16 protein-coding genes are annotated in these 13,642 nt (G+C 68.6%); 10 read left to right on the plus strand and 6 right to left on the minus strand.

What is annotated here, in order from left to right:
* Position 1 precedes the first annotated feature (1 nt).
* Positions 2-1,471, minus strand: a complete 1,470-nt coding sequence (locus tag ACZ6O0_RS20710; protein WP_465766568.1) for a DUF2252 domain-containing protein — start codon at positions 1,469-1,471, stop codon at positions 2-4.
* A gap of 301 nt (positions 1,472-1,772) precedes the next feature.
* Here ACZ6O0_RS20710 and ACZ6O0_RS20715 point away from each other — a divergent pair, with 301 nt between their 5' ends.
* Positions 1,773-2,366, plus strand: coding sequence for a TMEM175 family protein (locus tag ACZ6O0_RS20715; protein WP_465766569.1), 594 nt, complete (start codon positions 1,773-1,775; stop codon positions 2,364-2,366).
* Positions 2,367-2,434: 68 nt separating this feature from the next.
* Here the strand turns inward: ACZ6O0_RS20715 and ACZ6O0_RS20720 are convergent, their stop codons facing one another.
* Together ACZ6O0_RS20720 and ACZ6O0_RS20725 are read right to left on the minus strand one after the other, a co-directional pair.
* On the minus strand, positions 2,435-3,088 hold the full coding sequence (locus ACZ6O0_RS20720; protein WP_465766570.1) for a response regulator: 654 nt from the start codon (positions 3,086-3,088) through the stop codon (positions 2,435-2,437).
* Positions 3,085-4,254 carry a sensor histidine kinase gene (locus ACZ6O0_RS20725; protein WP_465766571.1) on the minus strand — a complete coding sequence of 390 codons (1,170 nt, stop codon included), beginning with the start codon at positions 4,252-4,254 and terminating at the stop codon, positions 3,085-3,087. Before ACZ6O0_RS20725 ends, ACZ6O0_RS20720 begins: the two co-directional genes overlap by 4 nt.
* A 165-nt stretch (positions 4,255-4,419) precedes the next feature.
* Here ACZ6O0_RS20725 and ACZ6O0_RS20730 point away from each other — a divergent pair, with 165 nt between their 5' ends.
* A complete protein-coding gene (locus tag ACZ6O0_RS20730; protein ID WP_465766572.1) occupies positions 4,420-5,187 on the plus strand; it encodes a CPBP family intramembrane glutamic endopeptidase in 768 nt (255 codons plus the stop codon).
* Here ACZ6O0_RS20730 and ACZ6O0_RS20735 read toward each other — a convergent pair.
* Complete coding sequence (locus ACZ6O0_RS20735; protein WP_465766573.1) at positions 5,180-5,440, minus strand: hypothetical protein; 261 nt, start codon at positions 5,438-5,440, stop codon at positions 5,180-5,182. The genes ACZ6O0_RS20730 and ACZ6O0_RS20735 overlap by 8 nt on opposite strands.
* Positions 5,441-5,673: 233 nt before the next feature.
* Here ACZ6O0_RS20735 and ACZ6O0_RS20740 point away from each other — a divergent pair, with 233 nt between their 5' ends.
* From ACZ6O0_RS20740 to ACZ6O0_RS20765, 6 genes are all read left to right on the plus strand, one after another.
* Positions 5,674-6,573 (plus strand): NAD-dependent epimerase/dehydratase family protein, encoded by a 900-nt coding sequence (locus ACZ6O0_RS20740; protein ID WP_465766574.1) that lies wholly within the window; start codon positions 5,674-5,676, stop codon positions 6,571-6,573.
* A gap of 31 nt (positions 6,574-6,604) precedes the next feature.
* Entirely contained in the window at positions 6,605-7,327 is a 723-nt protein-coding gene (locus ACZ6O0_RS20745) for an LmeA family phospholipid-binding protein (RefSeq protein ID WP_465766575.1), read from the plus strand.
* Between the two features lie 79 nt (positions 7,328-7,406).
* Entirely contained in the window at positions 7,407-8,372 is a 966-nt protein-coding gene (locus ACZ6O0_RS20750; protein WP_465766576.1) for an aldo/keto reductase, read from the plus strand.
* Between the two features lie 16 nt (positions 8,373-8,388).
* Positions 8,389-9,240, plus strand: a complete 852-nt coding sequence (locus ACZ6O0_RS20755; RefSeq protein ID WP_465766577.1) for a helix-turn-helix transcriptional regulator — start codon at positions 8,389-8,391, stop codon at positions 9,238-9,240.
* A 73-nt stretch (positions 9,241-9,313) separates the two neighbouring features.
* Positions 9,314-9,997: a PadR family transcriptional regulator gene (locus ACZ6O0_RS20760; RefSeq protein ID WP_465766578.1), complete on the plus strand. Its 684-nt coding sequence runs from the start codon at positions 9,314-9,316 to the stop codon at positions 9,995-9,997.
* Positions 9,994-10,575 carry a DUF1707 SHOCT-like domain-containing protein gene (locus ACZ6O0_RS20765; RefSeq protein WP_465766579.1) on the plus strand — a complete coding sequence of 194 codons (582 nt, stop codon included), beginning with the start codon at positions 9,994-9,996 and terminating at the stop codon, positions 10,573-10,575. Before ACZ6O0_RS20760 ends, ACZ6O0_RS20765 begins: the two co-directional genes overlap by 4 nt.
* Here the strand turns inward: ACZ6O0_RS20765 and ACZ6O0_RS20770 are convergent.
* Positions 10,572-10,961: a VOC family protein gene (locus ACZ6O0_RS20770; RefSeq protein ID WP_465766580.1), complete on the minus strand. Its 390-nt coding sequence runs from the start codon at positions 10,959-10,961 to the stop codon at positions 10,572-10,574. The genes ACZ6O0_RS20765 and ACZ6O0_RS20770 overlap by 4 nt on opposite strands.
* An 89-nt stretch (positions 10,962-11,050) precedes the next feature.
* On the opposite strand from ACZ6O0_RS20770, the gene ACZ6O0_RS20775 reads away from it, so the two are divergent.
* Both ACZ6O0_RS20775 and ACZ6O0_RS20780 read left to right on the plus strand, forming a co-directional pair.
* Positions 11,051-11,680 carry a dihydrofolate reductase family protein gene (locus ACZ6O0_RS20775; RefSeq protein ID WP_465766581.1) on the plus strand — a complete coding sequence of 210 codons (630 nt, stop codon included), beginning with the start codon at positions 11,051-11,053 and terminating at the stop codon, positions 11,678-11,680.
* 16 nt (positions 11,681-11,696) lie between these two features.
* On the plus strand, positions 11,697-12,512 hold the full coding sequence (locus tag ACZ6O0_RS20780; protein ID WP_465766582.1) for a PhzF family phenazine biosynthesis protein: 816 nt from the start codon (positions 11,697-11,699) through the stop codon (positions 12,510-12,512).
* Here ACZ6O0_RS20780 and ACZ6O0_RS20785 read toward each other — a convergent pair.
* Positions 12,496-13,545 carry a lipoate--protein ligase family protein gene (locus ACZ6O0_RS20785; RefSeq protein ID WP_465766583.1) on the minus strand — a complete coding sequence of 350 codons (1,050 nt, stop codon included), beginning with the start codon at positions 13,543-13,545 and terminating at the stop codon, positions 12,496-12,498. The two genes, ACZ6O0_RS20780 and ACZ6O0_RS20785, sit on opposite strands and share 17 nt — an antisense overlap.
* Positions 13,546-13,642 lie beyond the last annotated feature (97 nt).

Here is a 13,642-nt window from a genome sequence, read left to right on the forward strand (position 1 = left end):
GTCAGATGTCGGTGGTCGCTGCGACCCGGCCCTCTTCGACCGCGGTCTGGAGCGCGGCGTAGTCGCGTTCGTTCTGGTCGGCGTAGGTTTCGGCGAAGTCGGCGATCGCCTGGTCGAAGGTGTCCGAGCCGCCGAGGTAGGCGGCTAGGGCGACGCGGTCGCCGGAGCGAGCGTGGGCGCGGGCGAGGGTCGACCCGCACAGGCGGGCGTACAGGACCATGCCCGAGGGCACCATCCGCTCGATCGGCAGGGAGAACTTCCAGTCCTTGAGCTGGCGGACGTAGTAGTCGCGGTCCACTCCGTCCGGGCCCGGCATGTGGGTCCAGCCGAGGAAGATGTCGCTCTCGGCCTGCATCAGGTGCTGTCCGGCCACCACGCGCTCGCCCTGGTTGGTGTACTGGCTGCGCCCGCAGTAGTCCGTCAGGACCGACGACTGCGCCTCCTTGGCCTGGAGGAACACCGGCTCGACACCGTCCCCACTGTCCATCAGCACGATCCAGGCGCGGGTTCCGACGCTGCCCACGCCGACGACCTTGCGGGCCGCCTGGACCAGCGTGAACTGCTCGAGCATGTGCCGCCGGTCGGACTGCAGCGTGCGCCGGTACTTCCCCAGCACCAGGCGGATCTGCTCGTACACCGCATCGGCGCCCTCGTCGGCGAAGACCTCCTCGACGGGGACGACCATCGGGGGGTCACTGATGATCTGCCGGCGGCCCTCGACCACCGTGGTCAGCTTGCGCAGCGCCTGGGTGCTGTCACGGGTGTGCGCCTTGACCACCATCTTCTCCGTCTCGGTGAACCTCTTCGGCTTCATCCGGGACTGGAACTCCCCCATGACCTCTTCGATGTCCACATGCGCGTACCAAACGTCCAGGAACGTCTGCTTCGCGAATCGGCGCATCGCCTTCCGGTATCCCTTGGCCGCCGCGAGGGCGACCTTGCGCCGATGCTTGTGGTGGAACCCGTTGTCCCGTCCCGCCACTGCCAGGCTTGCCGCCAGCCGCTTGACGTCCCATTCGAACGGCCCGGGCAGCGTCTCGTCGAAGTCGTTGACGTCGAAGACGAGCTCCCGCTCCGGTGAGGCGTACGCACCGAAATTGGACAGGTGCGCATCTCCGCACAGCTGCACCTGCAGCCCCGACGTGGGCGTCGTGGCCAGGTCAGCCGCCATCGGCAGCGCGGCCCCCCGGTAGAACGAGAACGCCGACACCAGCATCCGCCCGTGCCGGATCGGTACCAGCTCCGGCACCCGCGACTTCGACTGCTCCAGCAGCAGGCCTACCGGATCCCGCGACTCGGCGGGCTGGAACTCCGCGTGCGACTCCCGCGGTGTGACTCTCCGCGCATCCTTCCCCAAGGCGACCCGGTCCGCACGGCTCAACTGCCCGTGTGCCCCGGCCCGCTTCGATTCGCTCCGGAACGACCGCGTGGCGGTGCCGGCCGGCCCGCCATCCCCGGTCTTCACAGTCATAGCTCCCCCACCCATGCCGACAAGAGCATCGCGTCCGGAGGGCTGAGGACCGCGAGAACTGCCTCGCTTCCCCGGACCCCGCTTCCTACCCTGATACGGAGAGGTACGGCGCGGCATCACCCCTGATGGGTGACGAGAGGATCCGGCGGTCGCGCTGCGTGGCAGGTTGCGGGCGCGCCGTTGGCGGTCCTGGGCCGATCATCAGCGCCCACTTGCTGCGCGGACCGGTGGTGGCTGAGATGATCTTGCCATGGCCGGCGAGGACCCCCGGTCTCGCGCATCGGGTTATCGAACCGATCGCATGGAGGCCTTCAGCGATGGCGTTTTCGCTATCGCGGTGACCCTCCTCGTGCTGGAGGTCGCGGTTCCCGCCGGCGCCGAGGAGGACCTGCTGAAGGCGCTGCGCGAGGAGTGGCCGTCGTACCTGGCCTATTTCGTGAGTTTCGCGACCATCGGCGCCGTCTGGATCGCCCACACGGTGATCACCGAGTACCTCGACCACGCCAATTCCATCTTCCTCCGGTTGAATCTCCTGCTGCTGCTCGTGGTCTCGTTCCTCCCGTTCCCGACCCGGCTCCTCGCCGACTACACCAGCGAACGCGATGCCGAACGCATCGCGGCCACGCTCTACGGGATCAACCTGTTCCTCTCGTTGATCATGGTGTCGGTCCTGTGGCGGTACGCCGTCGCCGAACAACTCGTCCGGCCCGACATGTCCGACGGGGACGTGAAGACCCTGACCAAGCGACTCACCCCCACCTTGGGCGTGTATGTGGCGATGATCGTCGTGGGACTGTTCCTGCCGTTGCTCGCGGTGTTCGGCTATCTGGCCATCGCCTTGTTCATCCTCGTCCCGTTCGGCTCCATCCGCCGCGAGCAGAAGAAGCGCGCCTGAACGCGCCGCTAGGCGAAGTGGACGGCCGGCGCGAATCTGGCTCGGACGGGTGGTAGTCCGGCGGTGGCTCAGGCTCTGGTGTCGAAGAGGCCGGTTTGGTAGGCGAGGACTATGGCTTGGGCTCGGTCGCGGAGGTTGAGTTTTTGGAGCAGGCGGGTGATGTGGGTCTTGACCGTCGTGTCGCTGATGAAGAGTTCCTGACCGATCTCGGCGTTGGACAGGCCTCGGGTGATCAGGCGGAACACCTCCAGCTCGCGGGTGGTCAAGGTGTCGACGGCCTTCGGTGGAGCCTGGCGGTGGAGGCGGGCGAAGTGCTGGATCACGCGTTTGGTGATGGCGGGTGAGAGGAGGGCGTCTCCGGCGGCAACGGTTCGTACGGCGGCGATCAGCTGCTCGGGGGGATCGTCCTTGAGGACGAAGCCACTCGCGCCGGCCCGGAGCGCCTGGAAGACATAGTCGTCGAGATCGAAGGTCGTGAGGATCAGGATCCGCGCGGACGCGTCGGTCGCCATGATCCGTCGGGTCGCCTCGAGACCGTCGAGCTCAGGCATCCGGATGTCCATCAGGATCACGTCCGGGTGGAAGCGGGCCGCCTGCGCCACCGCCTCGAGACCGTTGCTCCCCTCCGCCACGACGTCCACGTCGGGTTCGTCGGCGAGCAGCAGCCGGAACCCCGCTCGTACCATCGACTGGTCGTCCACCACCAGGACACGGATGGTCATCCGGCACCGCCGTCCAGCGGAAGCTGCGCGCGGAGCACGAAACCGCCGGTACGCACGGCGCCCGCGGTCATGCCCCCGCCGAAGATCCTGACCCGCTCGCGGATGCCGACCAGTCCATGGCCGACACCGGCATCGGGAGAAGGGCCACCGGGGCCGTCGTCACGGACCTCGAGTCGAAGCTCCGTGGGGCTGTAGTTCACCTCGACCTCCGCCTGGCTCGCACGGGCGTGCTTGAGGGCGTTGGTGAGCCCCTCCTGCAGGATCCGGTAAGCGGAGAGGTCCAGACCCGGCGGCAGCGCGAACGGCGTACCGCGGATCTCGAGCCGCACGGGCAGCCCCGCGGCGCGTACGTCGTCCACGAGTGAGTCGAGGTTGTCGAGTCCAGGGTGTGGCAGGAGCTCGAGCTCGTCGCCGTCACGTCGCATCGCGTTGAGAAGGCGGCGCATCTCCGCGAGTGCGGTGCGGCCGGCCTGCTCGACGTTCTCGAGCGTCTCCCGATCCTTGGTGTCGGTCGCCGGCATCCGGTGCCGCACCGCCCCGACCTGGAGGACCATCACGCTGACGGCGTGCGCGACGACGTCATGCAGCTCGCGGGCGATCCGTGCGCGCTCCTCGGCCACCGCGAGGCGGGCCGCCGCCTCACGTTCTCGCTCGGCCCGCGCCGCGCGCTCCTCGGCCGCCTCGATCTGCTCGATCCGGTCCCGCAAGGCGAAGCCCAGGAGCCACCCGATCGCGAACACCACCGGTGTGAGGATGACGTCGCCGCTCGCGTGATTCGGGTCGTTGTAGATGACGATCGCTGCGCTGCAGAGCACGATCGCCAGACCGACCCGTGCCTGGGTGACGCGGCGCAGGTTGCCGAGCAGTAGTGCAGCCCCCATCCCGGCGGCAGTCAGTCCGGCTTTGTTGACGATGAGCAGGCCGTCCACGAACGACAGCGCCGCACTCATCAGCCAGGTCAGCGCCGGTGCGGCGAAGGGGAAGCGGCGGCGCGCGAGCAGCGGGAGTACGACGGCGGTCACCGCGAGCACTTCGAACCACAGCAGCGGACCGGTCGGATGACCCGGGTCGTCGCGCAACGCCGTACTGATGGCGCTCTCGACCGCCGCAATCACAATCAGGACGTCGAGACCGTACTTCGAGAAGAACAGCCGCGCTCGGCTCACGTGCTCAACGTACGGCACCACGATCGCGGGGTGCGTCCTACCAAGGTCGTACGGCGCCTCGTCGCTTGGTGCCGGTGTGGACACGGCTTTCCGACGACGCGCTCGGGGCCGCAGGTCCATAGCGTCGTCAACACCACACGAGCCACTGAGAAGGAAGTGGACGACATGACGACATCTGACACCGCTACCCGGGCAGTCCACATCCCTACCTGGACCCGCGGCACGGTACTGGCGGTCTGGGCGGCGGCCGCGCTTCCCATGGGAGTACTCGCGTGGCTCGTCGCACCGGCACTCGCGGACGCCTTCTCTGGGCCGATGGCTCTTCCACAAGCGCTCACCCTGTGCCTTGGGGCCGGGCTGATCTGGCAGTTCGTCCTCGTGCTCATCGTCGTACGACGCGAACAGGGCACGCTGCGCTGGCCAGTCGTGAAGGCCGCGCTATGGCTCAACGGTCCGGTCAGCCCACGCACCGGGAAGCGCAGCAACAAGCTCTGGTGGATGGTCCTGCCGCTGGCGGCGCTGCTGGCTCTCGAAGAGATGTTGCCGTCATTGCCCACTCCGGTGGCCCGCGACCTCGGCCTGATCTTCGGATCCGACACCGGGCAGGCATGGATGTCCGGCAACTGGGTCTGGTTCGCCCTGCTCGTCGTCGTGTTCATCTTCAACACCGCGCTCGGCGAGGAGCTGTTGTTCCGGGGGCTGCTGCTGCCGCGGATGGGAACGTTCGGCCGCGCCGACTGGCTGGTCAACGGCGTACTGTTCGCCTGCTACCACCTGCACGAGCCGTGGGTGATCCCGCAGACGTTCCTGGTCGACACGTTCGCCGAGGCCCTGCCCTCACGACGCTGGCGCAGTTCCCTGATCGGAATCGCAGTCCACAGCTCCCAGAGCGTGTTCTTCTTCGTCATCGGCCTCACCCTCGTCCTCAGGTGACGACGTCGGGGAGCTTGTAGCTGCCGTCGATGATGGACTGTTCTGGCACGTACGCGCGCAGCGCCAAGCAGAACGGTCCATCGGGGGCGGACAGCCTGTTCGTCCGGCCGAACGTGTCCACGCCCGGGTAGCCCCAGTAGAAGACCACCCGGCCGAGCGCCTCGGCGAATGCCTCACTCCCGACCTGCGCCACCCCACCGGAGTGCGGTAGATCGGCATGTGCCGGTACGAACGACTGCGCTGCCTGCCCCACGGAAAGTCCCGTGCGCGGAAGCTTCCCGCTGACACACAGCAACTGCCTCACCCCCCAGGGTGAAGTGACGGCGTCAGTTGGATTCGGGCTTCTCGGCGAAGCGTTCTTGCAGTTTGTCGGTGTAGCCAGCCAGCGGGTCGTCGGTTGCCAGGACGGCGAAGCGGCACTCGTTGTCTCCGAGCGACCGCGATGGGCGAGACTGGCTGTTCAGGTCTGTGGAAGGGGTTTGCCCGGTGCATGTCGTTGTCGGTGCTGGACCGGTTGGGTCGGCTGCTGCCCGGCTTCTCGTCGCGCAAGGTGAACGGGTGCGGGTGATCACTCGGTCCGGGAGTGGGCCGGACGGGGTCGAGCGGGTGGCGGCGGATGCGAGTGATGCGGACGCGCTGTCGCGGTACGCCGAAGGGGCGACCGCGATCTACTCGTGTGCGGGACCGGCGTACCACCGGTGGTCGACGGACTGGCCTCCGTTGGGGGCGGCGCTGATCCGGGCGGCTGAGACGACCGGCGCCGTACTGGTGACCACCGGCAATCTCTACGGGTACGGCGCTGTCGACCGGCCGATGACCGAGGAGACGCCACTGCTGCCCAACTCGGTCAAGGGGCGCGTGCGGGTCAAACTGTGGACCGACGCGTTGACCGCGCATGAGGCGAAGCGGATCCGGACCGCGGAGGTGCGCGGATCGGACTACCTCGGCGCCGGTGCGGTCTCGCCGTTCAGCGTGATGGTGCTGCCCAAGGTGATCAAGGGCAAGCGCGCTACGGCGCCGGCCGACCTGGACGCGCCGCACAGTTGGACGTACGTCGGTGACGTCGCGCGCACGTTGATCGCGGTCGCCGCCGACGAGAGCGCCTGGGGTCGCGCCTGGCACGTACCCACCCCGGGGCCGATGTCGATCCGGGCCCTCGCCGCCCGCGCCGCCGAACTCGCGGGCGCACCAGCGGCCCGCGTCGCCAAGATGCCGGCGATCGCACTGCGGCTGGCCGGCCTGTTCAACCCGGCCGCGCGCGAGATGCTCGAGACGCAGTACCAGTGGCAGCGTCCGTTCGTCCTCGACTCCACCGCCGCAACCGTTGCCTTTGGCATCAAACCCACGGCGACCGACGACGCCCTCCGGGAGATGATCGGTGGATGACTAGGCTGGGCGGGTCGACGGAAGGGCAGGGATGAGTTCCAGGAGATCGGGCCGCTGGTTGCGCCGGCTGGTTGTCACACTGGTGGTGCTGGGGATCCTGGCGGTCGCCGTGGATCGGGCGGCCGCGTGGGTGGCCGAGAACCAGCTGGCGACGATGGCGGAGAAGGAGGCCGCGCAGTACGACGTCCGCGCGGCCGACACATCGGTCGACATCGGCGGGTTCGGGTTCCTGCCGCAGCTGGCGCGGGAGAAGTTCTCGAAGGTCACGCTGACGATGAAGGATCCGACCTTCGACTCGATCCCGGCGGAGGACCTGAAGGTCGAGCTGCACGGCGTCCACGTGCCCCGCGGCCTGCTGACGCGACAGCCGGGTACGGCGGTCACGATCGACACCACCGACGTACGGCTGCAGCTGTCGCCGGCCGAGCTGGCCAAGCTCGCGGCCCGTAGCACCGGTCTGAGCGGGCTGACGATGAGTGCCGTCGACGGCAAGCTGCACGCGAAGCTGTCGCTGCGCGGTGTCGAGGCCGACGTGACGGTCCGCCCGCAGGTCGAGAAGGGCCGCATCGTCCTCGCCGTCGAGCAACTCTCCGACGCGATCCCGTCGTTCATCCGGAACGCGGTGAAGGACCAGCTCTCCCGCGGCATCGCCCTGCCCAAGCTCCCCTACGGCGCCACCCTTCAACAGGTCAGCATCGAAGGCAGCTCGGTCGTCCTGAACGCCACCGCCGCCGACCTCAAGTTCGCCACCTGACCGATACCTGTACTGACAGGGCCTCCCTCATCCCTCCGGGTCCGCCTACCGTCGAACCACACCAGTGAAAGGGTTCGACGTGGAGTATGTGCGGTTGGGGCGGACCGGGCTCGTGGTGAGCCGGATCGCCCTGGGATGTATGAGTTTCGGTGAGCGCAACGAGTTCCATCAGTGGACGCTGGACGAGGAGAGCTCGCAGGCGTACTTCCGGCAGGCGGTCGAGCTCGGGATCACCTTCTGGGACACGGCGAACACGTACGGCGGCGGTAGCTCGGAGGAGTTCGTCGGCCGGGCGATCAAGCAGTACACCCGGCGCGAGGACGTCGTACTCGCCACGAAGGTGTGGGGCCGGATGCACGACGGCCCGGGCGGAGCGGGGCTGTCGCGGAAGGCGATTCTGGAGCAGATCGACGCTTCGCTGACCAGACTGGGCACGGAGTACGTCGACCTGTACCAGATCCACCGGTTCGACCCGGACACGCCGGTCGAGGAGACGATGGAGGCACTGCACGACGTCGTACGGGCGGGAAAGGTCCGCTACCTCGGTGCGTCGTCGATGTGGGCGTGGCAGTTCGGGAAGATGCAGTACGCCGCGGATGCCGGTGGGTGGACGCGGTTCGTGTCGATGCAGAACCAGTACAACCTGATCCGGCGTGACGACGAGCAGGAACTGCTGCCACTGTGCGCGGACCAGGGTGTCGGCTCGATCCCCTACTCACCTCTGGCCAAAGGCAAGCTCGGGAAGCCGTGGGGCACGCAGTCGCTGCGCGCGGAGACCGATCGGGTCGCCAAGGCGCTTGCCCGCGACAGCGATCGTCAGAGCGTCGATGCACTCGAGTCAGTGGCCGCGAAGCGCGGTGTGCCGATGGCACAGGTCGCACTGGCCTGGCTGCTCACCAGACCGGTCGTCTCCGCACCCATCGTCGGCGCCACGAAGCCACATCACCTGACGGACGCCGCCGCGGCCCTGGCACTCGACCTGACCGAGGACGAGCTCAACCAGCTCGAGGAGCCGTACGTCGAGCGGCCGCGCAACTGGTACTGAGCGCTAGCCTCGAACTGTGGACAACCGCACCGAGGTCCGGGAGTTCCTGGCCAGCCGGCGGGCGAAGATCACTCCGCAGCAGGCCGGACTCCCCGCGCTCCAGACCGGCCACCGCAGAGTGCCCGGCCTGCGCCGCGAGGAGGTCGCGCTGCTCGCCGGCGTCAGCGTCGAGTACTACGCCCGCCTCGAGCGCGGCAATCTCGGCGGAGTCTCCGACAGCGTGCTCGATTCGATCGGGGACGCGCTCCAACTCGACGAGGCCGAGCGCCGGCACCTGTCCGACCTCGCCCGAACCGCCGGTACGAGCGCGCGCAAACGACGCCGGCGTACCACGGACGAAGTCCGGCCCGGGATCCTCGGCATCCTCGAGTCGCTGACCGAGGCGCCGGCGTTCGTCCGCAACGGGCGACTCGATCTGCTCGCGGCCAACCCGCTCGGCCGCGCCCTGTTCGCCCAGGCTTTCGCGATGGACTGCCGGCCGGCCAACCTCGCTCGCTTCAACTTCCTCGCCCCGGCTGCCCGGACCTTCTACCCGGACTGGAGCCATTCGGCCAACACCACGGTCGCACTGCTCCGGACCGAGGCCGGCCGCGATCCGTACAACCGCGAGCTGACCGAACTCATCAGCGAGTTGTCCACACACAGCGAGGACTTCCGGACGCGCTGGGCCGCACACGACGTCCGGCTGCATCACACCGGCGTCAAGCACTTCCGGCACCCGGACGTCGGGATGCTGGAGCTGAGGTTCGAGGCGATGCCGTTGCCGGCGGATCCCGGGCTCACGCTCACCGTCTACAGCGCTGATCCGGCCAGTCCGACGTACGACGCGCTCCGGCTGCTGGCGAACGGGCTGCAGATCGTTCGGTGAGGGTCTTGGGTTGCGATGGTTCGCGATATATCGTCGGACTATCGCAATCTCTTCGTAGGGACGGTGGTCGGGAATGACCGGATCGACGTACGCCGCGGGGTGGCCCTGGCAGCACTTTGCGCGGCACTGTTCGACCTTCGACGACATCAAGGACGAGTTGCGCGCCGCGATGACCGGGCGGCGCACGCATCACCACGGGCACCAGGGGTTCGGGCCGCAGTGGGGAATGTTCGGCGGGCAGATGTTCGGGCCGCCGTGGGGTCCGCCGCCGCGCTGGCGTGGACCGAAGGCCCGGCGGGGTGACGTGCGGGCCGCGATCCTCGCCGTCCTCGCGGAGCAGCCGATGAACGGCTACCAGATCATCCAGGAGATCGCCGAGCGCAGTGGCGGGGTGTGGAAACCGAGCCCGGGCTCGATCTACCCGACCCTGCAGCAGCTCGAGGACGAGGGGCTCGTCACCGCGGACGCCGAGGTCGGTCGCCGCACGTTCACGCTGACCGACGAAGGACGCGCGTACGTCGCCGAGCACCAGGACGAGGTGTCCGCGCCGTGGGAGGCGATGAGCGCTCCGGCCGCCGACGACGAGAACGGGCTGAAACCGATGCTCGGGCAGGTGGCAACGGCGATGTGGCAGATCCTCGCGACCGGGACGCCGGAGCAGCAGGCGAAGGCGCGGGAGGCGGTCAGCGAACTGCGCCGCAAGCTGTACGGCATCCTCGCCGACGAAGGCCAGGACGACGAGCGGGACCGGACATGAGCTCGCCCGCCCCGGACTGGCACGGCCGTGACCGCCACGGACGGAACCGCGCCGCACGTGACCGGCGCGGAGACTGGCGCGGAGGTGACTGGGCCGGCCCGCGGTGGGCCGGTGCTGAGTGGGCTCGTGCGGATTGGGCTCGTGGTGATCAGCCCGGGTCCGACGCGGAACGCCGTACCACCGAGCGCCGCAAGGGCCCGGTCCGGATCGGTGACGCCGAGCGCGACGAGGCCGTCTCGCTGCTGAGTGATCACTTCGTCGCGGGCCGGCTGACGCAGGCCGAGTTCGAGGAGCGCAGCGAGGAGGCGACGCGAGCGCGGTACTTCGACGATCTCGAGCCGCTCTTCGACGACCTCCCGACCTCGGCCGAGCTCCAACTCGCGCAAGGCCCGCAGCTGGTCCGGCCCCGTCGCCGCACGGGTCCACCGCCGCCGTTCGTGATGCTGGCGCCGTTCCTGATGATCGGCCTCGTCATCACAGCCATCACGCTCACCGCGCCCTGGCTGCTGTGGGGCCTGTTCTGGATCATGCTCATCAGCGGCGCCGGTCGCCGCCGGTGGTACCACCAGAACCGCTAGGTACGACGTCCTCGCGCGCGGGGGATCTCCGCCGCGAACTCGACCACGAAGCCGTCCGGGTCGGCCACGTGGACCGTCCGATGTCCCCACGGGCGGTCGGCCGGCCCGCTCAGCACGGCCACACCCAGTCCCGCGAGCCGCTCGGCGCACGCATCCACGTCGTCCACCATCACCACGACCTCCCCACCCGCGCCCGGCGAGACCGTCCCCCCGGTCAACCACTCCGCCCGCCGCCGCTCGTACAACGCGAACCGCACCCCACCCGCGTCGAACTCCGCATACCCCGCATCCGTGAACTTGTACGCCAGCCCCACCACGTCGCGATAGAACTCCACCGAAACCCCGAGCTCCTCGACATACAAGATGACGTAACCGATCCGGCCCATGCGCAACAGTAGATCTCCCGGTGCATGTCAAAGCGCCCCCGGCGGCTCCGACCCGAGGGTGAGAGCAGGCACAAACCGAGGAGATTGTCATGGCGAAGGTTCGGGTGGAGAACTTCACTGTCACGGTGGACGGGTTCGGGACCGGGGTGAACCAGCGGTTGGAGGCGCCGTTCGGGGACGGGGTGGAGGGGCTGCACGACTGGATGTTCGCGGCGCAGGCGGACAAGGCGGCGGGGAAGGGCGGGCTCGACGTGGAGCAGCTCGGGCGCTTCGAGGAGGGGGTCGGCGCCACGATCATGGGGCGCAACATGTTCGGGCCGATCCGGGGGCCGTGGGAGGACGAGTCGTGGACGGGCTGGTGGGGTGACAACCCGCCGTACCACCACGACACCTTCGTGCTCACCCATCACGCGCGGCCGTCGCTGCCGATGGAGGGCGGTACGACGTTCCACTTCACCGATGATCCGGTCGACGTCGTCCTGGAGCGCGCGCTCAAGGCGGCGGACGGCAAGGACGTGATCATCGGAGGTGGCGCGTCGACGGTCCAGCAGTACCTGCGGGCCGGGCTGATCGACGAGCTGCACATCGTCGTCGCGCCGATCCTGGCCGGTGCCGGCGTACGCCTGTTCGACAACGTCGCCGACGCCCTCGGCAACTACAAGGTCACCAAGACCGCCACGTCCCCGAACGCGACGCATATCGAGATCGTCCGGCGGTAATTGGTTGAATGGCCGTATGACGACGGTTCTGCGCTATGCGGCCTTCACCACGGACCCGTCCGGCGGCAACCCGGCCGGAGTGGTCCTCGATGCGAGCGGTCTGGACGATCAGGCGATGCAGGCGATCGCGACCGAGCTCGGCTACTCCGAGACGGCGTTCCTCACGGACAGATCGGTGCGGTACTTCTCCCCCAAGGCGGAGGTCCCGTTCTGCGGGCACGCGACCGTCGCCACCGCGGTCGCCCTCGCCGAGCGCGTCGGGCCGGGCGAGTTCGTCTTCTCGACCCAGGCCGGGAGCGTCCCGGTCACCGTGGACGACAACCTCCGAGCGACGTTGACCAGCGTCGAGCCGTACGTCGAAACAGTGGACGACATCGACGAGGTACTACAGATCCTCGGCTGGCAGGCAGCTGAGATGGACCCGGAGCTGCCGCCGTACGTCGCGTACGCCGGAGCGCGCCATCTCGTCGTGAGTGCGTCGACCCGGCAACGACTGGCCGACCTCGACTACGACTTCGACCGGCTGCTCGCCTACATGCTCGAGCGCGACCTCACGACAGTGCAGTTGGTGTGGCGCGAGTCCCCCACCACATTCCACGTCCGGGATCCGTTCCCTGTCGGCGGTGTGGTCGAGGACCCGGCGACAGGTGCCGCGGCGGCTGCGTTCGGGGCCTATCTCCGGGAGCTCGGCCTGGTCGAGCCGCCGACGACGCTGACTCTGCACCAGGGCGACGATCTCGGTCGCCCCAGCTTGATCCAGGTCGAGCTGCGTGCCGACGACACCAGGGTCCGCGTGAGCGGCAACGCCGTACCGATCACGGAACCCGGGTAAGCCACTCCTCGGTGCCGAACTTCCCGGTGACACGGTCCTCGGCGACCTCGACGGTGCCGGCGTCGACCGTGCCCGGGCGGAGGCCGTAGCGGTTCCGGAACGAGTCGACCATCCGGTCGATGACATCCACGCGGTCGAGGCCGGTCTGGCTGCGCAGCGGGTCGACGCGCTTGTTGGCGCTCGTGGCCCCCTTGTCCGACAGCTTCTCGCGGCCGATCCGCAGGACCTCCAGCATCTTCGCGGCGTCCATGTCGTAGGCCATCGTGACGTGATGCAGTACGGCGCCACCCGCGAACCGCTTCTGCGCGGCACCGGCGATCTTCCCGGCCGGCGAGGTGATGTCGTTGATCGGCTGGTACGTCGCCGCGATGCCGAGATCGTTGAGGGCACCAATCACCCAGTCGTCGAGGAACGCGTACGACTCGACGTACGACAGCCCGGACACCAGGGACTCGGGGACGTAGAGCGAGTACGTGATCGTGTTGCCCGGTTCGACGAACATGGCCCCGCCGCCGCTGATCCGCCGTACGACGGTCACGTCGTGCTTGACCGCGCCGTCCAGGTCGACCTCGTTGCGCAGGGACTGGAAGCTCCCGATGATGACCGCGTTCGACGCCCACTCCCAGACCCGCAGCGTCGGCGCGCGCTCACCGGATCCGACCTGCTCGGCCAGCACCTCGTCGAGCGCCATCTGCAACGCGGGTTCCCGCGGTACGTCGTGCACGAACTCCCACTGGTGATCCCGCCACCCGGTCGCGCCGGTCAACGCACGCCGTACGGCGACCGCGACGGCCTCCGGCGAGAACCCGAGCATCTCGACGCCATCACCGAGTACGGCGCGCACCCGAGCCGCGACCTGAGCAGCCGGAGTGGCGACCGGTAGACCCGCGAGCGCTCCGTTGATCCGCTCCAGCGCGTCATCGGGCTCGAGGAAGAAGTCCCCGCTGATCTGCGCCCGTCGTACGTGCTCGTCGACCACGTCCAGGTCGGCGACGACCAGCTTCCCGCCCGGCACCTTGTACTCACCATGCATATCCAGAGGCAACCTGATCACGCCGGTGAATGTTCCGGGCCGCACCGGTCGTGTCCGGCTGGTTGCTGCATGCAACGTCCCGCCCTCGGCCCCGGTT

Source organism: Kribbella sp. NPDC048837 (genome assembly GCF_055586945.1).

Bases quoted from the DNA above. Each gene is read 5' to 3' on its own strand.
- ACZ6O0_RS20770 (WP_465766580.1), bottom strand. From the start codon at position 10,961: ATGGGCCGGATCGGTTACGTCATCTTGTATGTCGAGGAGCTCGGGGTT.
- ACZ6O0_RS20710 (WP_465766568.1), bottom strand. From the start codon at position 1,471: ATGACTGTGAAGACCGGGGATGGCGGGCCGGCCGGCACCGCCACGCGG.
- ACZ6O0_RS20760 (WP_465766578.1), top strand. From the start codon at position 9,314: ATGACCGGATCGACGTACGCCGCGGGGTGGCCCTGGCAGCACTTTGCG.
- ACZ6O0_RS20765 (WP_465766579.1), top strand. From the start codon at position 9,994: ATGAGCTCGCCCGCCCCGGACTGGCACGGCCGTGACCGCCACGGACGG.
- ACZ6O0_RS20720 (WP_465766570.1), bottom strand. From the start codon at position 3,088: ATGACCATCCGTGTCCTGGTGGTGGACGACCAGTCGATGGTACGAGCG.
- ACZ6O0_RS20775 (WP_465766581.1), top strand. From the start codon at position 11,051: ATGGCGAAGGTTCGGGTGGAGAACTTCACTGTCACGGTGGACGGGTTC.
- ACZ6O0_RS20715 (WP_465766569.1), top strand. From the start codon at position 1,773: ATGGAGGCCTTCAGCGATGGCGTTTTCGCTATCGCGGTGACCCTCCTC.
- ACZ6O0_RS20730 (WP_465766572.1), top strand. From the start codon at position 4,420: ATGACGACATCTGACACCGCTACCCGGGCAGTCCACATCCCTACCTGG.
- ACZ6O0_RS20745 (WP_465766575.1), top strand. From the start codon at position 6,605: ATGAGTTCCAGGAGATCGGGCCGCTGGTTGCGCCGGCTGGTTGTCACA.
- ACZ6O0_RS20780 (WP_465766582.1), top strand. From the start codon at position 11,697: ATGACGACGGTTCTGCGCTATGCGGCCTTCACCACGGACCCGTCCGGC.
- ACZ6O0_RS20785 (WP_465766583.1), bottom strand. From the start codon at position 13,545: ATGCATGGTGAGTACAAGGTGCCGGGCGGGAAGCTGGTCGTCGCCGAC.